This is a genomic window from Streptomyces sp. F001, from assembly GCF_004187715.1.
Lineage (GTDB): Bacteria > Actinomycetota > Actinomycetes > Streptomycetales > Streptomycetaceae > Streptomyces > Streptomyces flavusporus.
The window spans coordinates 188,459-207,963 of record NZ_QZWF01000006.1; the positions used below are offsets into that span (position 1 = coordinate 188,459).

The following is a 19,505-nucleotide window of genomic DNA, read 5'->3' on the forward strand; positions in this document are numbered from 1 at the left end:
GTCGACGGGACGAGGGTGAGGAAGAGCAGGCCCGTCCACAGCGAGTGGGTGAGAAACACCGGCACCAGTCCGCGGGCGGCGAGGCCGAGCAGCGGGAAGACCACGAAGGTGCAGGCGAGGACGGTGATGTGCAGCCGCCAGTGCCTGAGCCCGTCCAGCGCCTCACGGGTGGACAGCCGGGCGCCGTAGAGGAAGAAGAGAAGGGCGATCGCGGCGGTGGAGGCGCCGGAGGCCACGTCGGCACCCGTACCGCGCGCCGGGAGGAGCGCCGCGAGGCCCACCGTCCCGAGCAGCAGCAGGATGTACGGGTCGATCGGCAGCCAACGCGGCCATCGCAGGCGTTTCACGGTGCTCCACTTGCTTGTGCTCGGGCGGTAGCGGGAGCCAAGAGGTCCCCTCTCCATCGTGCTCCTCGGCAGGTCGATCGGGAATCCGGCATACCATTCTGACTGTCATCACGATCGGCGATAGGCTGGCACGGTGTACGACCCCTCCCACCTGCGGACGTTTCTCGCGGTGGCCCAGACCCTGAGCTTCACCCAGGCCGCGCGGCGGCTGGGGCTGCGTCAGTCGACCGTCAGCCAGCACGTACGCCGGCTGGAGGACGCCACCGGACGGCAGCTGTTCAGCCGGGACACCCACTCCGTGCAGCTGACGGAGGACGGCGAGGCGATGCTCGGCTTCGCGCGCCGGATCCTGGAGGTGCACGAGCAGGCCACGGCGTTCTTCACCGGCACCCGACTGCGCGGCCGACTGCGCTTCGGCGCCTCGGAGGACTTCGTGCTGACCCGGCTGCCGGAAATCCTGGAGAGGTTCCGGCACGACCACCCCGAGGTCGACCTGGAGCTCACCGTCGAACTGTCGGGGACGCTGCACGAGCAGCTCGCGGCCGGGAAGCTGGACCTGGTGCTGGCCAAGCGGCGGGCCGGGGATCCGCGCGGGGAGCTGGTGTGGCACGACCGGCTGGTCTGGATCGGCGCGGAACGCCTGCGCCTCGACCCCGACCGTCCGGTCCCGCTGATCGTCTATCCCCCGCCCGGCATCACCCGCGAGCGCGCCCTGGATGCGCTTCAGCGGCAGGGCCGCGAGTGGCGCATCGCCTGCACCAGCGGAAGCCTCAACGGCCTGATCGCGGCCGCCCGCGCGGGCCTCGGCGTGATGGCCCACTCCCGGGGCTTCGTCCCGCCCGGCCTGGTCCGGGTGCCCGACCGCTTCGGCCTGCCCGAGCTCGGCCAGGTCGACTTCGTCCTGATCCACGGCCACCGCCGGCCCTCCGCCGCCCAGGGGCCTGCCGACGCCCTGGCCACGGCGATCCTGGCGGCGGGCGACCGGCTGCACCGGCGCTGACGTTCCGGCCGGCGCGGGGCCGTAATCGGGTCGTACAGATTCCGTGGAGATTACGGCACCGAAACTTACTCCACCGTCAGGAATCTGTCCGACCCTTCCCCTTGTGCGCGCATTTTCCCCGCTGACCAGCGCATACCTGAGCACTGCTCGGCTTTTCGCCCCCCTCCCGTCACGACGGCGTGTGGGGTAGCTTTCACCGCCTGTGCGGAGCGTCACAGGGAGCCGTCACAGAGAGCGGGGAACGGGTTTGCGCGAGTTCACCAATCCTCCCTTGGCGTTGGCGCCCCCGGTGGGCGGTCTGGCCGACGCCGTCTTCGAGCACGCCCAGGAGGACCCGCTCCACATCGCGCTCGGCCGCAAGGACGAGTCGGGGCAGTGGCGGGACGTGACCGCGGCCGAGTTCCGCGACGAGGTCCTCGCCCTCGCCAAGGGCCTGCTCGCCCAGGGCATCCGGTTCGGCGACCGGATCGCCATCATGTCCCGCACCCGCTACGAGTGGACGCTGTTCGACTTCGCGCTGTGGACGATCGGCGCCCAGGTGGTGCCGGTCTATCCGACCTCGTCGGCCGAGCAGTGCTTCTGGATGCTGTACGACGCGGAGGTGACGGCCGCGATCGTCGAGCACGAGGACCACGCGATGACGATCGCCACCGTCATCGACCGGCTCCCCCGGCTGCGCCGGCTGTGGCAGCTCGACGCGGGTGCGGTCCAGGAGCTGTACGACGCGGGCGCCCACCTCGACGACGAGATGGTGCACCGGCACCGCAAGGCGGTCACCCCGGACTCGGTCGCGACCGTCATCTACACGTCGGGCACCACCGGCCGCCCCAAGGGCTGCGTCATCTCGCACGGCAACTTCATGTACGAGGCGGACACCGTCATCGAGCGCTGGGAGCCGGTGTTCCACTCCAAGAAGGGGGACGAGGCGGCGACGCTGCTCTTCCTGCCGCTCGCGCACGTCTTCGGCCGGATGGTGCAGGTCGCCGCGATCCGCGGCCGGGTCCGCTTCGGCCACCAGCCCCAGCTCAACGCGGCCGCCCTGCTGCCGGACCTGGCCGCCTTCAAGCCGACGTTCTTCCTCGCCGTGCCGTACATCTTCGAGAAGGTCTTCAACGCCGCCCGCCGCAAGGCCGAGCGGGAAGGCAAGTCCGGGCCGTTCGAGAAGGCCGTGGACGTCGCCGTGCGGTACGCGGACGCGGTGGAGGCGAAGGCGTGGGGGATCGGGCCCGGCCCTTCGGCGGGTCTGCGCATGCAGCACCAGCTCTTCGACAAGCTCGTCTACTCCAAGGTGCGCGAGGCGATGGGCGGCCGGGTGCGCAACGCGATGTCGGGCGGCTCGGCGATGGACCGGCGGCTCGGGCTGTTCTTCGCGGGCGCGGGCGTGCCGATCTACGAGGGGTACGGCCTGACCGAGTCCACGGCGGCCGCGACCGCCAACCCGCCGCACCACACCCGGTACGGCACGGTCGGGCAGCCCATCCCCGGCATGACCGTGCACATCGCGGACGACGGCGAGATCTGGCTGCACGGCCCGAACGTCTTCCAGGGCTACCTCAACAATCCCAAGGCCACCGACGAGACCCTGCACGACGGCTGGCTGGCCACCGGCGACCTGGGCTCCCTCGACGAGGACGGCTTCCTCACCATCACCGGCCGCAAGAAGGAAATCCTCGTCACGTCGGGCGGCAAGAGCGTCGCGCCGGGACTGCTGGAGGAGCGCGTACGCGACCACCCGCTGGTCGCCCAGTGCATCCTCGTCGGCAACGACCGCCCGTACATCGCGGCCCTGGTCACCCTGGACCAGGAGGCCGTCGAGCACTGGCTCCAGATGCGCAACAAGCCCCGGCTGTCCCCCGCCGAACTGGTGCGTGACCAGGATCTGGAGACCGAGGTGCGGCGCGCGGTGGTCGCCGCGAACACGCTTGTCTCGCAGGCCGAGTCGATCCGCACCTTCCGCATCCTCGCGCAGCCGTTCACCGAGGAGCACGGACTGCTCACCCCGTCCCTGAAGCTGAAACGGAAGGCGATCGAGAAGGCGTACGCCAACGAGGTGAACGCCCTGTACCAGACGTGAGGCGCGGATCTGATTCCGGCGGATTGTGCGGTCAGGAATGCATGGGGGCTCGTGATCGTTGACGATAGGAGTACCACCTGACGACAACCGAAGGATCAAGAGCTCGTGAGCAGCAAGGTCCCCCCGATCATCCTCAACAACGGCGTCGCGATGCCCCAGCTGGGCTTCGGCGTCTGGCAGGTGCCGGACGACGAGGCGGAGCAGGCGGTCGCCACGGCGCTGGAGGCCGGGTACCGCAGCATCGACACAGCGGCGATCTACGGCAACGAAGAGGGCACCGGCAAGGCCATCGCCGCCGCCGGTCTCCCCCGCGAGGACCTCTTCGTCACCACCAAGCTCTGGAACAGCGACCAGGGGTACGAGTCCACTCTGCGCGCCTTCGACGTCTCCCTCGGCAAGCTCGGCCTGGAGTACGTGGATCTGTACCTGATCCACTGGCCGTTGCCGTCCAGGGGCAAGTACGTCGACACGTACAAGGCCTTCGAGAAGCTCCACTCCGACGGCCGGATCCGCGCCATCGGCACCTCCAACTTCCTGCCGGAGCACCTGGAGCGGCTGATCGCCGAGACATCGGTCATCCCCGCGGTCAACCAGATCGAGCTGCACCCGCACCTCCAGCAGCATGCCGCCCGTGAGTACCACGCGGAGCAGGGCATCCACACCGAGGCCTGGTCGCCGCTCGGCCAGGGCAGGGGCCTGCTGGAGGTTCCGGCGGTCGTGGCCATCGCCCAGAAGCACAACCGCACGCCCGCCCAGGTCGTGCTGCGCTGGCACCTCCAGCTCGGCAACATCGTGATCCCGAAGTCCGTGACGCCGTCCCGGATCCAGGAGAACATCGACGTCTTCGACTTCTCGCTGGACACCGAGGACCTCGCGGCGATCAGCGCGCTCAACGAGGACCGGCGGCTGGGCCCGGATCCGGCCACCTTCGACATGGGCTGACGCACCTGCCGAAGCGCCCCGGGAACCCCGCCGGTTCCCGGGGCGCTTCGCATATGTCGGTCGGTCTACAGGGTCCTGGTCGCCGTGTGGACCGTGTGCGCCGCCAGGACGAAGACGTCCGGACGGTGATGGACGCTCGCCTTGTCGTCGGGGTCGAGGAGCCGGTCCAGGATGGCGCGGTCGGTGGCGTCGAGCTGGTCGCCGAAGGCGTCGCGCAGCCAGGACAGGGAGGCGGCGATGTAGTCGCGGGCCCGGCCGGTCGCCGGGGCGGGCAGGTCCAGCAGAAAGCTGCGGGTGCCGGTGGGCTTCAGGCCCGCCGCGGTCATCAGCGCCGGCCAGTCCTCCGTCTCGGTGACGGCACCGGGCAGGGACGAGCGCATCTGCGCGAACCGCTCCTCCTCCAGCGCGTCGAGCCGCGCCTGCAGTCCGGGGCGGCCGATGCCGATGTCACGCGGCAGGAACCGGGAGGGCAGCCCGCCCTCCATGAGGGCGAGCGTGCCGCCCGGTGCCAGGTGCCCGGCGAAGGCGGCGAGCGCGGCCCGCTGGTCGCCGAGGTGGTGCAGACTCCGGCTGGCCCACAGCAGGTCGGCGGGGTAGTCCAGATCGCCGAGGACCTCGGGAAGGTCACCCGAGAGCGTGGCGAAGCGGTCGGCGACGCCCAGCCGCTTCGCCCGGGCACCGGCCCGCTCCAGCAGCGGCTCGGTGCCGTCGACCGCGACGACCCGGGCACCCGGGAAGGCCTCGGCGAGCAGACAGGCGACGACACCGGGACCGCTGCCCACGTCGACGATCAGCCCCGGGTCGGTCTGCCGCTTCGCGAGCCAGGCCAGCGCCCGCTCGTACAGCGGGGTGAACAGCTCCGCCTGCGCTTCCAGCAGCGGGCCCATCTCGGCCCAGTCGATGTCGGCGTGGTCGTGATGACCATGGCCGTGATGGTGCCGGCCGTGATCGTGTTCGTGGTCGTGCGCCATGGTGGTCAGCCTCTCCTCCGGATACGGCCAGCGTGCGGCGGCGCACCACCAGGGGGCAAGTTCCGTTGCCGGAACCGCAAAGAGACGGGCGTCAGAAAATGGGATGCGGACGCACGCCGGACTCACCCACCATGGCCGGCATGGACGACGAGATGGTGGAGCGGTTCCTCGAGGACGGGTTCGTGAGGATCGAGGGTGCCTTCCCGCCACGCGTCGCCGAGGACTGCGCGCGGCTGCTGTGGCGGGAGACGGGATACGACCCGGAGGACCCCGGCACGTGGAAGGACCCGGTGCACTGGGTGGCCGCGATGGCGCAGGGCCCGTTCGCCGCCGCCGCCAACTCCCCCGTGCTGCACGAGGCGTTCGACGTGCTGGTCGGCGCGGGTCGCTGGGTGCCGCGCTATGCGCTGGGCAGTTTCCCGCTGCGGTTCCCGCACGAGGAGGAGCCGGACGACGCGGGCTGGCACATCGAAGGCAGTTACCTTCCCGAGGGTGCGACCCTGTGGCACACCAACGTGCGCTCCAGGGACCGTGCCCTGCTGATGCTGTTTCTGTTCAGCGAGGTGACCGAGGCGGACGCCCCGACCCGCGTCAGAGTCGGCTCGCATCTCGACGTACCGCCGGTCCTGGAGCCGTACGGCGAGGCGGGCGCCTCCTTCCTGGAGCTCGGCCCGAAGGTGGACGCGGCCTCCGCGCACCGCCCGCAGGCGTACGCCACCGGCCGTCCCGGCGACGTGTACCTCTGTCATCCGTTCCTGGTGCACGCCGCCCAGCCGCATCACGGCACCCGGCCCAGGTTCATGGCGCAGCCGCCGCTGCATCCGGCGCAACAAGTGGAGCTGGACCGGGCCGACGGGGACTACTCGGCCGTGGAGTTCGCGATCCGCCGGGGTCTGTCCCGGGAGGGATGACCCCGGCGGACCGGATCAGGTCACGACAGCGGCGGGTACGCGTTCGCCATCAGCTGCCGGAACTGCGCGGAGAACCAGTGCCCGGACAGCGGTGCGTCCGGCAGGGCGCCCGACATGTTGAAGTTGTTCCGGGCGTTGCCCGTGTAGGTCGGGTCGCACATCCGGTCGAAGCCCTTGCCCTCGTCGTTCGGGATCTCCCGGCTGGCCCCGTCGGACTCCCCGGGCGGCTTCATCCACACGTAGGCGTCGATGCCCGCCGCGGGAGCGGCCTGCGGGCGCTCGCCGAGGCCCGCGCCGGACTGGTTGCACCAGTTGCCGACGTGGATCCGGCGGTCGTAGCGGCCCCCGTCGACATAGGTGTCCACGCTGGTCAGCGCGCCGGGGCCGGTGGGCCGGGCGGAGCCGCCCCAGCCGTTGCGGGACGTGTCGATCAGCATGCCGATACCCGCGTCGAAGCCGACCGAGACCAGCTGGCTGCGGAACGCCTGGGCGAACGACAGCTCGTCGACGTACCGGTTCCAGTCGACCCACTTGGACTGGCGCACCGAGGTGCCGTTCACGGCGTCGTTGATCGTGAAGTTCTCCTCCTTCAGGGCGCTGTAGTTCGCCGTGTTGGTGATGAACCCGTGGACGTCGTTCACCGTGGCGCCCTCGGCGGTGGCCGCCTCCTTGAAGGTGTTGGCCGAGGCACCGAAGTTGTCGTCCCAGCCGATCCAGCCGTGGTGTCCGGCGTCCACGTAGTTGTAGACGTTCGGGACGTCGCCGAGCTTGTTGAGTGCGTAGCCGACGCCCTTGACGTAGTTGCCGTTGGCCTTCATCACGTCGCACTGCGGGGTGGCCGTCGGGCGGCTGCCGGTGTTGGTGACCAGGTTCGGCAGCGAGTCGATCTCGACGGTGGTGACGATCCGCAGGTCCGCGTACTTCGGGTCGGCGAGGATCGCGGCGATCGGGTCGATGTACTCGGTCTTGTACCGGCCGATCTCCGTCGGGCCCAGCTCGCCGTTGGAGGCGAGGGCCGCGCAGTCACGGCCGGGCAGGTTGTAGATGACCAGCTGGACGACGAGCTCGTCTGCGCCCTTCTGCTCCAGTGCCTCGTCGAGGTGGTCGCGCAGGCCCATGCCGCCGTTCACGCCGTTGATGGCGGCGATCCGGTCGAGCCAGACGCCCGTCGGTTGGCCGGAGATCCGGCTGCCGCCCGGTTCGGCGGCGGCCTTCGCGGACCATTCGGGGTTCACGTACACCTTGGCGCCGGAGTAGGGATTGCCGACCCGCGCGGTGGGGTCGGGGTCCGGCGGGTCCGTGGGGCCGCCGCCTCCGTCGTCGACGTTGCAGGTCACACCGTCGAGGGTGAAGGCCGCCGGGACGGCGTTGGTGCCGCTGTACGTGCCGTTGAAGCCGAAGCTGACCGAACCGCCGGTGGCCAGCGTCCCGTTGTAGCTCTCGTTGGCGGCCGTGACGGCGGCGCCGCTCTGGCTGACCTTGGCGTTCCAGGCGCTGGTGATCTGCTGGTTGCCGGCGTACGACCACTTCAGCGACCACGCGTTCTTCGCGGTGCTGTGGTTGGTGACCGTGACGGAGGCGGTGAAGCCGGTGTCCCACTGGTTCTGCACCTGGTAGTCGACGGTGCAGGGGACGGCGGCGGCGCCGACGTCGCCGGGGGCCGCCGCCATCGCGGTCCCGGTGGCACCGCCCACGAGCGCCAGGGCGGCGAGCAGTGCCGTTCTTGTTCTGGTACGGCTCATCAGTGCGGGTCCCTCTTCCTGGGTTGGTGTGTTCCTGAGGTGGTGTGTTCCTGGTTGGGGTTATCCGTCGAGGCCGCGCAGGTGATCGCGCAGCCCGATTCCGTACGACGTGGGAGTTCCGTCGTAGCTGGAGATCAGGGCCGGACCGGAGTTGCAGTTCCAGGTGTTCCAGGTCCAGCCGAGGTAGGAGAGCTCACGCGCGTCGAACCAGGCCATGACGCGGTCGATGAAGGAGTGCGCGCAGGTGTTCTCGCCGATCTCGCCCGCGACGAGCGGGACTTGGGCGGCGACCGGGGCGAGGGTGGAGTCCCAGCAGCTCTCGTTGGCACAGACGTTGAAGTTGTACACGTGCCAGGCGGCGGCGAGATTGCCCGCCGGGTCGCTCGGCTTGTACGTCAGCCACTGGCTGAGGTCGTTGGAGTACGCGAGCCCGCCGGCCAGGATCAGGTTCTTCGCACCGGTGGCGCGGATCGCGTCGATCAGGTCCTGCATGCCGGCGACCTGGTAGCCGATGCCGGGGCAGCTGCCGCCGTCGCGCCAGCAGGTCCAGGCCTGCTCCGCCGTCGAGGTGGCGCGGTCCGGGTAGGGCTCGTTGAACAGGTCGAAGACGACGGTCGGGTCGTCCTTGAAGGTGCCCGCCACCGAGGACCAGAACGACGGCGTGTACTCCATGTTGGGCATCGGCTTCTGGCAGCCGGCGTGGATGTCGGAACAGCCGGCCGAGTTGCCCGTGTACTGGCCCCAGGACCAGTGCAGTTCCAGCATCGGCGTCATGCCGTGTGCCTTCACCCGGGTCACCAGGTCCTTGACGGCGTCGATGTAGCGGGCGCCGGCGTACTCCGGCTCGATGTTGGAGGTGCCGAGCCAGCACTCCTCGTTGAGCGGGATACGGACGGTGTTGGCGTTCCAGTCGGCGATGGCTTTGATCGCGGCGTCGTCGACCGGGCCGTCCCAGATGCCGTATCCCTGCACGCACGCGAACTCGCCGCCGGAACGGTTGACGCCGAGCAGCCGCCGGGTGGCGCCCTCGGCGTCCACGAGCTTGTTGCCGGAGACGCTCAGGACCGGGGGCCCGTCACCGGAGTCCGGGGGGTCGGTCGGGTCGGTGGGCGTCGGGGTGGGTTCCGTGTCGACGTTGCAGGTCGTGCCGTTCAGCCTGAACGACGTCGGTGCGGCGTTGTTCCCCGACCAGGAGGCGAGGAACCCGGCGCTGACGCTCGCGCCGGTGGCCAGTGAGCCGTTCCAGTTCTCGTTGGCCGCGGTGACCGTCGTACCGGACTGGGACCACTTGGCGTTCCAGCCCTGGCTGACCTTCTGGCCGCCCGCGAAGTCGAAGGTGAGACTCCAACTGCTCACTGCTGCCATGTTGTTGGTGATGGTCACCGCGCCCTGGAAGCCGGTGTCCCACTGGCTGGTGACGGAGTACTCCACCGTGCAGGCGGGCGTGGCTCCCTGGGCCGTGACGACGGGTGCGACCGCGGTGCCCAGGAGGGCGAGCGCGGCGGCACCGGCGAGTAAAAGACCTGAACGCGGGGGGTGTCGCATGAGCGACTCCTTGCAGCTCGGGCGCGTCGTGACGGACGCGTCGACTGATGGAACCGCTCCCACTGGTGTTGGCGAAGGTAGCGCCAAGTGACGGTAAAGAACAGGGGAGTTACTTGACTTTTCCTCAACCGCGTCCATCGAATCTTTTCGACTCTTCAAGCACCTTGACCCCCCTCACCCTCGTCCTCACTATGGGAGCGCTCCCACTGGTTCAAGCCTTGACTTCTCCGAGCCGCAAGGAGGAACCAGCACATGCCCCCCAGAAACAGACGCCGCACTGCCCGGCGGTTATGGACCGCCGCAGTGGCGGCCCTCGCGGTCCCCTTGTCGATGCTGGCGGCGAACCCAACTCCCGCACACGCGGCGGCGGTTCAGTGCAGCGTGGACTACCGGACCAACGACTGGGGCTCCGGCTTCACCGCGGACCTGACCCTCACCAACCGCGGCACGGACGCCATCGACGGCTGGACCCTGACGTACGCGTATGCCGGCAACCAGAAGCTGACCAACGGCTGGAACGGCACATGGTCCCAGTCCGGCTCGACGGTCACCGTGCAGAGCGCCTCGTACAACGCACGGATCGCCGCGGGCGCGGCCGTGTCGACGGGTGCCCAGTTCACCTACAGCGGCAGCAATGCGGCGCCCACCTCGTTCGCCGTCAACGGCACCACCTGTGCGGGTGCGCACCAGCCGCCCATCACGGTGCTGACCAGCCCGGCGCCGGGTGCGGTCTACTCGCAGGGCGACGCCGTGCCCCTCGCAGCCACCGCCGCCGCGGCCGACGACGCGACGATCACGAAGGTCGAGTTCTACGACGACACGACACTGCTCGGCACCGACACCAGCGCGCCGTACTCGTTCTCGGCCACTGGGTTGACCGTGGGCAGTCATTCGTTGGTGGCCAAGGCGTACGACAGCGTCTCGGATGAGCTTAGGTTTTCCTGGATGAGGCTGGGTTTTCGGCCTCCGAGGAAAGTGGTCTCGGCTGCCTGCGTTGTCCCGTGACCCCGTTTCGGGTGGTGGGGGTGGCGTGGGCGTGCAGGTGGAATCCTGCGCCGAGTCGGGCCCCGCGTGGCTGGTGCCGTGTGGGGTTGCTCATCGTGTGCGGTGCCTGCCGCCCCGGACGCCGCCGGCTGCGGCGCGGGAGAGACTGGGGCGGCCGCCCCGCCGGACGCTGGCCACCCGGCCCCGTGGCCGCTCGCGCGGTGGCCGGGGGTGCGGGGGGGCGGGGGACCCCGCGTCGCCTGTTGGGGGCGGGGCGGTTTCTCGTCGGCCCGCTCTTCGTCCGGTCCACAGCAAGAGTCTGCGCGCCGGACGGAGAGGGAGCCTGGTGGGGGGTGTGCTGGACCGGTTGGTCCAGCTCCTGAACCGTCCGGCGCAGCGTGTAGCTGCCGTCGGTCCGGTTCAGGACGGTCAGATGTTGGTGCTGGAGGCCGCGGGCGCCGATGCGCTGCCATGCCGCGACTCTGTCCGCGCTGTAGCCGCACGCCTGATGGGGCAGGTGGCCCATTTCCAGCCCGGTGTCTTTGCGGTCGGGGCGCGTGGTGGCGGAAGGGGGCCAGGCAGCGGGGGCAGTGTTTGGAGGTGCCGCGGGCGGGGACGATGACCACCGCGATGCCGTACCGGGCGGCCTGGTGGACGGTGTCGGTGACGATCTGCCCGCGCACGCTGGAGGAGAGGCGGGTGTTGAGGGTGCGGCCCTTGCCGCGCGCCTCCATGTCGCGGAGGTCTTCCAGGTAGATCACCGTGGCGTCGGCGGTGCGGGCGTGGTCGACCATGAACCGGGCCGCCGCCTGCGCTGTCGCACGGCCCAGGCGCTCCCGGCGGCGGCTGATCCGCCGGTGCTCCTGGCGGAGCACGCCGAGCTTGGCCACCGTCAGGGGATCGGGGCGGGTTCCGGCGGCATGGTGTGCGTCGATCAGCCGTTCCAGGTGGGCCGTCTTGGCCCACAGCTGCTCGGCGTGGACGCGCAGCCGGTCGGCCTTGGCCAGGATTCCGTTCATACGGAGGAAGACCGGGTGGGCGTCGGTGAGCACGGTCGGTTGGAGGCCGCCGGACAAGGTGAGGGTGCCGCCGGTGAGCAGGGTGTTCAGCCCGTAGTCGAAGGCCACGGCCCGGGCGTGCCCGTCCCGCTTCGTCCTCGGGGCGGGGTGAGTGTGGGCGAGGTCCAGACGGACCTTCCCGTCGCGCAGTCGCACAGTGGGCGCGTGCAGCGCCGCCGAGGCGTCGATGGTGGGCGGGAGGCAAAAGCGCATCAGGACCGGGTGCCAGTCGGCCCGGGTGCGCGGGTCAGGGCGCATCGGCAGCCGCACCGTCAGCACCGCGTACCGGACCGGGTCCTGCGCGCAGCGTTCCAGGGTGGACAGCTGCTTGTCGGCGGCGGCCAGGACCACGTGGCGCCCCGCCCCGGGAGCCTGCTCCAGCTCGCACACACCGTCCGGCATCCGGTGCCGGGCAGCAGCGAAGCGCATGACCTGGCGGGTCCGTCCGCGCAGGATCGAGGCGGGCAGCCCGGCCCCGTCCGGGCACGCCGCCCGCAGCGCGTCCCACTCCGCCTCGGTGCGCCGCATCGGATCAGGGTTGTTCACCGGCCAGGTGGCCAGCACTGCGTCGACGATCCCGGACCGCCAGTGGGCGGAGCGCAGCACGCGCCCGGCCTGCTCCTCGGCAATCCTGCGCACCCGGTCCGGCACATACACACCCTCCGGCACGGTCGCCCTCCAGCCCAGGGTACGCAGCGCCATCCACGCGTTCGACGGCAGCTTCTCCCCCGACGGGGCACGGCCGGAGGCCAGCCGGCCCAGATCGCACCGGCTCCAGTGCGCGGCGATCACCCCGGCGGCCAGCAATTCCACCAGATCCGTGAGCCAGCCCACCCGCTCGGCCAGCGCCCCCGCGCCGAGTACCTCACCGGTGACCATGTCCAGGCCGCGGAAGGCCGACGCGGTGACGCAGGCCACCCGCTCCGTCTCCCCGTCCCCCAACGCGATCTTCCTGCCGCACCCCGCCCACCTCCCCACGCTCGCGCCCCACAGACCGTACGTCCGATGATCGGACTGACGTGCCCAACGAGCCCGCCGCGAGAAGGTCACGCAGCACCCGAGAGACACAGAACGATCACAGGAACACCCAGGAAAACCAGACCAATCAACGCACCGTGCGAGACCCTGGGCGCATCGGCATCGTCCACACCGGTCGGCATCACGGTCGCCTCGGGACCGGCCGTGGTGGCCACGCCCACCCAACTGCCCGTACGGCAGGGCAGATCGGCCACGTACGACGTGAAGCTGTCGACCCGGCCGTCGTCCGACGTGACCGTGACGACCGCCGGCACCGGCGGCAACACGGGCCTGTCCGTGACTGGCGGCGCCTGAACCGGTGGGGGCGGGCCGGCCGGGGCACGCCCCCACCCTTGTTCACGGTGTGGAGACCGTGGGCCGCGGGGCCGTCGCCATGCCGTTGCCGATGAAGAAGCTCGGGTGCGGGGGCTGGTTGTAGGCGGTGTTCTGCCAGGCCAGGGCCACGCGGTACTGCGTGTCGTGGAGCAGGGTCGTGATCCTGGTGTTCGTCTCGTGCGGCGTCGAGTAGATCCTGAGCGCCCGGTTGTCGCTGGTGCGCCAGACGACCTCCTCACGCCAGTCGCCCAGGATGTCCCCGGAGATCGCCGGGGTGGACTTGCTGCCGTTGTTCGACGAGACACCCGACCCCGTCAGCAGGCGGGTGTCGGAGGACGTGCCGTACTTGTCGATGCGGGTACCGTCGAGGAGTTCGCGGACCGGGTCGCCGTCCCACCAGTTGACGAAGTTGATGCTGGACGGCTCGCGGCCCAGCGAGCCGCCGGTCGCCGAGCGCAGGGTGGTGTCCGAGGCCGACCAGGACTCGGCGCCCGCGGAACCGGCGTGGATGTCGGCGGAGACACCGCGCCCGTTGTCCGCGCCGGACGCCGTCTGCCACAGGATCTGGCCGGTGCGGGCGTCGGCCATCCAGGAGCCGGGCTTGGAGGAGTCCTCGGACACCTTGAAGTACTCCAGGCCCGATCGCGCCGGGTTGAGGTCGCCGACGTGGCCCGCGTCGCCGTGGCCGAGCTTTGTCGTCCACAGGCCCCAGCCGTTGTCGTCGACGGTCATCGCGCCGTAGACGATCTCGTCCTTGCCGTCGGCGTCCACGTCGGCGACGGACAGGCTGTGGTTGCCCTGGCCGTCGTAGCCCTTGCCCGCGTTGGTGGAGGCGTTGGTGTCGAAGGTCCAGCGGCGCGTGAAGGCTCCGCCCCGCCAGTCCCAGGCGGCGATCACCGTGCGCGTGTAGTAGCCGCGCGCCATGATCAGCGAGGGGCGGGCGCCGTCCAGGTAGGCCGTGCCGGCGAGGAAGCGGTCGACGCGGTTGCCGTAGGAGTCGCCCCACGACGAGACCGTGCCGCGGGCCGGGACGTAGTCGACGGACTGCATGGCCGCGCCGGTCCGGCCGTTGAACATGGTCAGGTACTCCGGCCCGGACAGGACGTAGCCGGAGGAGTTGCGGTGGTCGGCCGACGAACTGCCGATGACCTTGTCCGTCCCGTCGACCGTGCCGTCGGAGGTCTTCATGGCGACCTCGGCCTTGCCGTCGCCGTCGTAGTCGTACGCCTGGAACTGCGTGTAGTGCGCGCCCGAGCGGATGTTGCGGCCCAGGTCGATGCGCCACAGCCGGGTGCCGTCGAGCTTGATGCCGTCGACGACGGTGTTGCCGGTGTAGCCGGACTGGGAGTTGTCCTTGGCGTTGGTGGGCTGCCACTTGAGGACGAAGTCGAGGGCGCCGTCACCGTCGAGGTCGGCGACGGAGGCGTCGTTGGCCTCGTAGGTGTAGGCGACGCCGTCGGGGGTGGTGCCGCCGGCCGGCGGGGAGAGCGGGACGTCCTTGTAGCCGCTGCGGAACTGGATGGCGTGGACGGAGTCGCCCTGCTCGACGCCGTTCACGACCGCGCGGACGGTGTAGTCGGCGTGGGACGGGGCGCCGGAGTGGAAGAAGCTGGTGGAGCCGGTGATCGGCGACGAGTTGACCTTGGTACCGGCCCGGTACACGTTGAAGGAGACGTTGTCGGCGTCGGTGCCGAGCCAGCGCCAGCTGACCAGGTTGCCGCTGCCGGTGTGGACGCTGACCACACCCCGGTCGAGCTTCTCCACCTGGCGGGCGGTGGCCGCCTCGGCGGAGTCCGGGTCGAGGACGATCACTCCGGCGCCGGCCAGGGTGGCCGTGGCGGCCGCGGCTGCGAGGACGGCGTTACGGCGTCTGCGGTGCTTGTGCGGGTGCTTCACGGGGACGAACCTCCCGGGAGGACGGACGGGTTCCGTCACTCAGTCGCCGCCGGGGGCCGAGGGGTTGCCGTACGTCCCGGCTTTCCGGGTGATTCACGCGGCCGGCGGTTTGCGGAACGCCCGGAGGGTGAACCAGGGGTCGGGGCGCGGCCGGTCCTGGTCGGGCAGGGCGGCCAGGCGGGCGGCGAAGCCGTCGGCGAGCGGGTGGCCCGGCGGCAGCGTGACGAACCAGCCGCGGCGCAGGTCCGCGATGGTTCGGCGCGGGCTGCGGCCCTGACCGCGGCCCGGGAAACGGATCTGCCCGGCGGGATGCAGGCCGTGTTCGACGGCGTACGACTCGACGGCCGGCGCCTCGTCGACAGCGCGGCGGCGGGGCCGGGAGGCGAGGACGGCATCGATGTCACTGCCCACGTTGTGCGAGGCGGCCTTGTCGACCGTCGTGACATACACACCGCCGGGCCGCAGCACCCGTGCGCACTCCGCGACGACGGTCCCGACGTCCGCCGGGCGCGGCAGCAGGTGGAGCAGCCACACGCTGCTCACGGCGTCGAACTCCCCGTCCCGGAAGGGCAGTCGGCAGCTGTCGGCGAGGACGACGGCGCCGGGCAGGCGGGCGGCTGCCTGCCGGGCCATCGCGTAGGTGAGGTCGACGCCGGTCACCCGCATCCCGTCCCGGCCGGCCACGAGCCGCCGCGTCACGATGCCGGTGCCGCAGGCGACGTCGAGCAGGCTGCGCGCATCCTGCGGTACCAGCCTCAGCACGCCCTGAGCCGCGGCCGCCGCCCGGGGCTCGCCGCCGCGGGCGGCGTCGTACCGTTCCGCCTCCTCGCTGTAGTCCAGCACCGCGGGCTCAGCTCGCGCCGTGCGCCGGGGCCAGGTCCGCCACGCGCCGGGCGAGCCGGAAGTCCAGCTCGGTCACCTTGCCGCCCACGCTGTGCGTGTTCACGGAGACCGACACGGTGTGGTAGCCGAGGGTGAGGTCGGAGTGGTGGTCCAGCTCCTCCTGGACCTGGGCGATGTGCACGACCATGGCCGTCGCGGCGAAGTGCGAGCCGAGCCGGTAGGAGCGGGTGAGGCGGTCACCGTCGGCTGACCAGCCCGGCAGCTCGGCGATACGGTCCTCGATCTCCTGCTGCGACAGCGGTTCGACGGGCATGAGGTCGCTCCCTTTCCTCGGGGTCGCGTGCGGTGTCGCGTACCTGTTCAGCGTGCCACAGGCGGACGGCAGCGGCCCTGGTCAGAAGGGGTCGCCGGGGTCGGAAGGGGCGCATTCGGCCGCCAGGTCGTCCGCCAGCGCGGCGATCCGCTCCCGCCCCTCGACCCACGTGTGCGGCAGCCCGACGTCGCCGTGCCGGGCGCCGAGGACGTTGCCGCGCACCCGGGAGCGGTAGACCGCCTGGGCCTCCAGAGGCGACTTCCACGGCTCGTTCATGCGGTCCTCCTCGACTACGGTCGTCGGCATGACCATTCTCCCGTCCGCGCACACCACGCCCGCCGCTGCCCCCGCCGGTCAGGGTGTCGGTGCGCTGCTGCGGGCCTGGCGCGAGCAGCGGCGGGTCAGCCAGCTGGAGCTGGCGCTGCAGGCCGGCTCCTCCGCCCGCCACATCAGCTTCATCGAGACGGGCCGCTCCCGGCCCAGCGAGGAGATGGTGCTGCGGCTGGCCGAGCACCTGGAGGTCCCGGTGCGGGAGCGCAACGCCCTGCTGCTGGCGGCCGGTTACGCCCCGCGCTACCCGCACACGCCCCTGGACGACCCGGCGCTCGCCGCCCTGCGTGAGGGCATGGAGCGGCTGATCCAGGGCTACGAGCCGTATCCGGCGCTGGTGGTGGACGCCACGTACAACGTGGTGGCCGCCAACCGGGGCATCACCATGCTGCTGGACGGCATCCCCGAGGCCCTGCTGACGCAGCCGCTGAACGCGATGCGGCTGACGCTGCACCCCGAGGGACTGGCGCCGCGCATCCGCAACTTCCGTGAGTGGCGCGGCCATCTGCTCGTCCAGATGGAGCGGCAGATCGCCCTGCAGCGCTCCGCACCGCTGCGGGAGCTGTACGAGGAGGTGGCCGCGTATCCGGTGCCCGAGTCGGCGACGGGCGCCGAACCGGCCGAGCCGGTCCCGTACTTCGCGCTGCCGATGCAGATCGAGCACGCGGGCCGGACGCTGTCCTTCATCTCGTCGATCTCCACGTTCAACACGCCCCTGGACGTGACCGTCGCCGAGCTGGCCATCGAGACGCTGCTCCCGGCCGACCCGGCGACGGTCAAGTACCTTCAGTCACTGTTCTCCTGACGCGCCCTCAGCGCGAGGTGCTGCAGCGCTGCGAACCCTGCCACGGTGAGCGCCTGGAGCACCGTCCAGACCGCGCCCGCCGTGCTCGGCGTGAGCCAGAGGGCCAGGGCGAGGAAACTCAGCACCGTCCAGGCCAGGTTGGTCTCGATCACCGCCCGCACGGGGAGCGCCGGCGGCCGCTGCCGGGCGGCGAGCAGTCCGACGGCGGCTGCGTACGCCGTGAGGAACACGCCGAGGACCAGCAGGAGTCCGGAGGCGACGCCGAGGAAGTCGCCGAGCGGACCGGACGCGACGAGGTAGGCGACGCCGTTCGCCCCGGTGACCACCGCGTCCAGGGCAAGGAAGCGACGCAGCACGGTCTGCGGCTCGGTGGTGCGGGCGAGAGCGGCAAGCTGGGTTGCGGACATGGCGGAATCACCCTCCGTCGAGGTCGAGTTGCACCTGGGGCCCGGGTTCCGGACCGGAGTGCGCCGGCCCGGAACCCGGTACGACCACAATGGCGCGCGGGGAGGGACCGGTCGATTACTCCCGAGGTAATGACGGGCGGCGGTGCCTGCCGCACCGCCGCCCCTGTCAGACCGGAAGCGGAACATGGCAGACTGCACGCAGACTTTCGGCGCGTAGGGGAGGCGTGGCGTGAGTGAGCGGCGGCCCGCGCCCACCGTCGGCCAGGTGGTGCTCGGAAGACGGCTGCAGGAGCTCCGGGAGGCAGCCGGCCTCAAGCGCGAGGAGGCCGCCCGTGTGCTGCGCGTGGCCCCGGCGACCGTACGGCGCATGGAGATGGCCGAGGTCGCGCTCAGGATCGCTTATCTGCAGATCCTGCTGCCCGCCTACGGTGTCCCCGAGGACGAGGTGGCCGCGTTCGTCGCGCTGGCCGAGGAGGCGAACCGGCCGGGCTGGTGGCAGCGGTTCCATGATGTGCTGCCGGACTGGTTCAGCCTGTTCGTCAGCCTGGAGGGCGCCGCCGGGATGATCCGCTCCTACGAGCCGCACTTCGTGTCCGGGCTGCTGCAGACCGAGGACTACGCACGTGCCGTGCTGGAAGCAGGGACGATCGGGCAGGCGGGCGGACCGCAGACGATCGAACGGCATGTGTCGCTGCGGATGGCCCGGCAGGAGCTGCTGTGCCGCGCAAACCCGCCGCACCTGTGGGTGATCATGGACGAAACGGTCCTGCGGCGACCGGTGAGCACACGCCCCGAGGTCATGCGCGCCCAGCTGGACCGGCTGCTGGAGGCCGCCGAGAGCGACCGGGTCACCCTGCAGGTCGCGGAGTTCGGCAAGGGCCCGCATCCGGGGACGTACGCGCCCTTCTCGCTGTTCCGCTTCACCGAGCCGGAACTGCCGGACCTGGTGTTCACCGAGTACCTCACCGGCGCGCTCTACCTCGACTCCCGCAGTGAGGTCTCCGCGCATCTGGAGGTGCTGGACCACATGACGGCGCACGCCGCGTCGGCACAGCGCACCAAGAAGATCCTCCAGGAGTGCCGCGGGGACTTCTAGCGCCCCCGGCACCTGTCCCGTACCGAAGACTCTGCCCCGGACCGAAACCCGAGGAGACCACACCGCATGACCGGATCCGACGCCGCGCCCACCCGCATCGACACCAGCCGGCCGCATCCGGCCCGGGTGTACGACTGGTGGCTGGGCGGCAAGGACAACTACCCGGTGGACGAGGAGCTGGCCCGGAAGATCCTCGCCGCGGACGAGACGGTGCTGCGCGGGGCGCGCGCCAACCGGCGTTTCATGCACCGGGCGGTGCGCACCGCCGCCGAGGCCGGGATCCGTCAGTTCCTGGACATCGGCACCGGCATCCCCACCGAGCCGAACCTGCACCAGGTGGCCCAGGGCGTCGCGCCGGAGTCCCGGATCGTGTACGCCGACAACGACCCGATCGTGCTGCGGCACGCTCAGGCGCTGCTGCACGGCTCCGCCGAGGGCGCCACGCGCTATGTGCACGCCGACGTCCGCGACCTGGACGGCGTGCTGCGGCTGGCGGGCGAGACGCTGGACTTCGACCGGCCGGTCGCGCTGTCGCTGGTCGCGCTCACCCACTACCTGAGCGACGACGCCGACGGTGACGACGTGTACGGGCTGCTCGCGCAGTACGTCGCCGCCCTCGCCCCCGGCAGCCACCTGATCCTGTCCCAGGTCACCCCGGACCTCAGCCCGGAGGCCATCGGGAAGGCGGCCGACCATTTCCGGCGCAGCGGCACCCCGTTCTTCCCCCGGTCGCTCGCGGAGTTCGCCCGCTTCTTCGACGGGCTGGAACTGCTCGGCCCCGGAGTCATTCCCGTCCACGGGTGGCGCCCGGAGGCGGAGGACGTGGCCTCCCAGGCCGAGGGCATCGTGCCGGTGTACGCGGGCGTCGCCCGCAAGCCCTGACGGTGC

Annotated in this window: 17 protein-coding genes and 2 pseudogenes; 9 read left to right on the forward strand and 10 right to left on the reverse strand. The window is 71.0% G+C overall.

Annotation, left to right across the window (positions count from 1 at the left end):
- The coding region (locus StrepF001_RS23720) for a bile acid:sodium symporter (protein ID WP_165396355.1) at positions 1–347 on the reverse strand (347 nt) is incomplete at its 3' end.
- A 133-nt stretch (positions 348–480) separates the two neighbouring features.
- On the opposite strand from StrepF001_RS23720, the gene StrepF001_RS23725 reads away from it, so the two are divergent.
- The 3 genes from StrepF001_RS23725 to StrepF001_RS23735 all read left to right on the forward strand — a co-directional run bounded on the left by StrepF001_RS23725 (position 481) and on the right by StrepF001_RS23735 (position 4,363).
- Positions 481–1,347, forward strand: coding sequence for a LysR substrate-binding domain-containing protein (locus StrepF001_RS23725; RefSeq protein ID WP_129800237.1), 867 nt, complete (start codon positions 481–483; stop codon positions 1,345–1,347).
- Positions 1,348–1,594: 247 nt separating this feature from the next.
- Entirely contained in the window at positions 1,595–3,421 is a 1,827-nt protein-coding gene (locus StrepF001_RS23730) for an AMP-dependent synthetase/ligase (protein ID WP_129800238.1), read from the forward strand.
- Between the two features lie 105 nt (positions 3,422–3,526).
- Positions 3,527–4,363 carry an aldo/keto reductase gene (locus tag StrepF001_RS23735; RefSeq protein WP_129800239.1) on the forward strand — a complete coding sequence of 279 codons (837 nt, stop codon included), beginning with the start codon at positions 3,527–3,529 and terminating at the stop codon, positions 4,361–4,363.
- 65 nt (positions 4,364–4,428) lie between these two features.
- Here the strand turns inward: StrepF001_RS23735 and StrepF001_RS23740 are convergent, their stop codons facing one another.
- Positions 4,429–5,334 (reverse strand): class I SAM-dependent methyltransferase, encoded by a 906-nt coding sequence (locus StrepF001_RS23740; protein ID WP_129800240.1) that lies wholly within the window; start codon positions 5,332–5,334, stop codon positions 4,429–4,431.
- 140 nt (positions 5,335–5,474) lie between these two features.
- On the opposite strand from StrepF001_RS23740, the gene StrepF001_RS23745 reads away from it, so the two are divergent.
- The gene (locus StrepF001_RS23745) at positions 5,475–6,245 is read left to right on the forward strand and encodes a phytanoyl-CoA dioxygenase family protein (protein WP_129800241.1); all 771 of its coding nucleotides are present in this window, start codon (positions 5,475–5,477) and stop codon (positions 6,243–6,245) included.
- A gap of 20 nt (positions 6,246–6,265) precedes the next feature.
- Here StrepF001_RS23745 and StrepF001_RS23750 read toward each other — a convergent pair whose 3' ends face one another.
- Positions 6,266–7,987, reverse strand: coding sequence for a glycoside hydrolase family 6 protein (locus tag StrepF001_RS23750; protein WP_129800242.1), 1,722 nt, complete (start codon positions 7,985–7,987; stop codon positions 6,266–6,268).
- A gap of 60 nt (positions 7,988–8,047) precedes the next feature.
- Positions 8,048–9,532, reverse strand: a complete 1,485-nt coding sequence (locus StrepF001_RS23755) for a cellulase family glycosylhydrolase (RefSeq protein ID WP_129800243.1) — start codon at positions 9,530–9,532, stop codon at positions 8,048–8,050.
- A gap of 252 nt (positions 9,533–9,784) precedes the next feature.
- On the opposite strand from StrepF001_RS23755, the pseudogene StrepF001_RS23760 reads away from it, so the two are divergent.
- Positions 9,785–10,453: pseudogene (locus StrepF001_RS23760) on the forward strand (cellulose binding domain-containing protein); the annotation flags it as partial.
- Here StrepF001_RS23760 and StrepF001_RS23765 read toward each other — a convergent pair.
- Positions 10,420–12,516: a transposase gene (locus StrepF001_RS23765; RefSeq protein ID WP_206306928.1), complete on the reverse strand. Its 2,097-nt coding sequence runs from the start codon at positions 12,514–12,516 to the stop codon at positions 10,420–10,422. The pseudogene StrepF001_RS23760 and the gene StrepF001_RS23765 overlap by 34 nt on opposite strands.
- Before the next feature lie 177 nt (positions 12,517–12,693).
- Between StrepF001_RS23765 and StrepF001_RS48225 the strand changes: the two are divergent.
- Positions 12,694–12,903: pseudogene (locus StrepF001_RS48225) on the forward strand (hypothetical protein); the annotation flags it as partial.
- Positions 12,904–12,948: 45 nt separating this feature from the next.
- Here StrepF001_RS48225 and StrepF001_RS23775 read toward each other — a convergent pair.
- The 4 genes from StrepF001_RS23775 to StrepF001_RS23790 all read right to left on the reverse strand — a co-directional run bounded on the left by StrepF001_RS23775 (position 12,949) and on the right by StrepF001_RS23790 (position 16,285).
- The gene (locus tag StrepF001_RS23775) at positions 12,949–14,823 is read right to left on the reverse strand and encodes a rhamnogalacturonan lyase (RefSeq protein ID WP_129800244.1); all 1,875 of its coding nucleotides are present in this window, start codon (positions 14,821–14,823) and stop codon (positions 12,949–12,951) included.
- Positions 14,824–14,916: 93 nt separating this feature from the next.
- On the reverse strand, positions 14,917–15,666 hold the full coding sequence (locus tag StrepF001_RS23780; RefSeq protein ID WP_129800245.1) for a class I SAM-dependent methyltransferase: 750 nt from the start codon (positions 15,664–15,666) through the stop codon (positions 14,917–14,919).
- Between the two features lie 7 nt (positions 15,667–15,673).
- A complete protein-coding gene (locus StrepF001_RS23785) occupies positions 15,674–15,979 on the reverse strand; it encodes a 4a-hydroxytetrahydrobiopterin dehydratase (RefSeq protein ID WP_129800246.1) in 306 nt (101 codons plus the stop codon).
- Positions 15,980–16,060: 81 nt separating this feature from the next.
- Positions 16,061–16,285, reverse strand: a complete 225-nt coding sequence (locus StrepF001_RS23790; protein WP_129800247.1) for a hypothetical protein — start codon at positions 16,283–16,285, stop codon at positions 16,061–16,063.
- Between StrepF001_RS23790 and StrepF001_RS23795 the strand changes: the two genes are divergently transcribed.
- Positions 16,284–17,114: a helix-turn-helix transcriptional regulator gene (locus StrepF001_RS23795; protein WP_129800248.1), complete on the forward strand. Its 831-nt coding sequence runs from the start codon at positions 16,284–16,286 to the stop codon at positions 17,112–17,114. The two genes, StrepF001_RS23790 and StrepF001_RS23795, sit on opposite strands and share 2 nt — an antisense overlap.
- Here StrepF001_RS23795 and StrepF001_RS23800 read toward each other — a convergent pair.
- Positions 17,096–17,521 (reverse strand): hypothetical protein, encoded by a 426-nt coding sequence (locus StrepF001_RS23800; protein ID WP_129800249.1) that lies wholly within the window; start codon positions 17,519–17,521, stop codon positions 17,096–17,098. The two genes, StrepF001_RS23795 and StrepF001_RS23800, sit on opposite strands and share 19 nt — an antisense overlap.
- A gap of 229 nt (positions 17,522–17,750) precedes the next feature.
- Between StrepF001_RS23800 and StrepF001_RS23805 the strand changes: the two genes are divergently transcribed.
- Positions 17,751–18,617, forward strand: coding sequence for a helix-turn-helix transcriptional regulator (locus tag StrepF001_RS23805; RefSeq protein WP_129800250.1), 867 nt, complete (start codon positions 17,751–17,753; stop codon positions 18,615–18,617).
- Positions 18,618–18,683: 66 nt separating this feature from the next.
- Positions 18,684–19,499 (forward strand): SAM-dependent methyltransferase, encoded by an 816-nt coding sequence (locus tag StrepF001_RS23810; protein ID WP_129800251.1) that lies wholly within the window; start codon positions 18,684–18,686, stop codon positions 19,497–19,499.
- The last annotated feature ends 6 nt before the right edge of the window (positions 19,500–19,505 follow it).

Excerpts from the sequence above, each read along its gene's own strand:
- StrepF001_RS23740 (WP_129800240.1), bottom strand. The coding sequence starts at position 5,334 with ATGGCGCACGACCACGAACACGATCACGGCCGGCACCATCACGGCCAT.
- StrepF001_RS23745 (WP_129800241.1), top strand. The coding sequence starts at position 5,475 with ATGGACGACGAGATGGTGGAGCGGTTCCTCGAGGACGGGTTCGTGAGG.
- StrepF001_RS23750 (WP_129800242.1), bottom strand. The coding sequence starts at position 7,987 with ATGAGCCGTACCAGAACAAGAACGGCACTGCTCGCCGCCCTGGCGCTC.
- StrepF001_RS23755 (WP_129800243.1), bottom strand. The coding sequence starts at position 9,532 with ATGCGACACCCCCCGCGTTCAGGTCTTTTACTCGCCGGTGCCGCCGCG.
- StrepF001_RS23785 (WP_129800246.1), bottom strand. The coding sequence starts at position 15,979 with ATGCCCGTCGAACCGCTGTCGCAGCAGGAGATCGAGGACCGTATCGCC.
- StrepF001_RS23795 (WP_129800248.1), top strand. The coding sequence starts at position 16,284 with ATGACCATTCTCCCGTCCGCGCACACCACGCCCGCCGCTGCCCCCGCC.
- StrepF001_RS23790 (WP_129800247.1), bottom strand. The coding sequence starts at position 16,285 with ATGCCGACGACCGTAGTCGAGGAGGACCGCATGAACGAGCCGTGGAAG.
- StrepF001_RS23800 (WP_129800249.1), bottom strand. The coding sequence starts at position 17,521 with ATGTCCGCAACCCAGCTTGCCGCTCTCGCCCGCACCACCGAGCCGCAG.
- StrepF001_RS23810 (WP_129800251.1), top strand. The coding sequence starts at position 18,684 with ATGACCGGATCCGACGCCGCGCCCACCCGCATCGACACCAGCCGGCCG.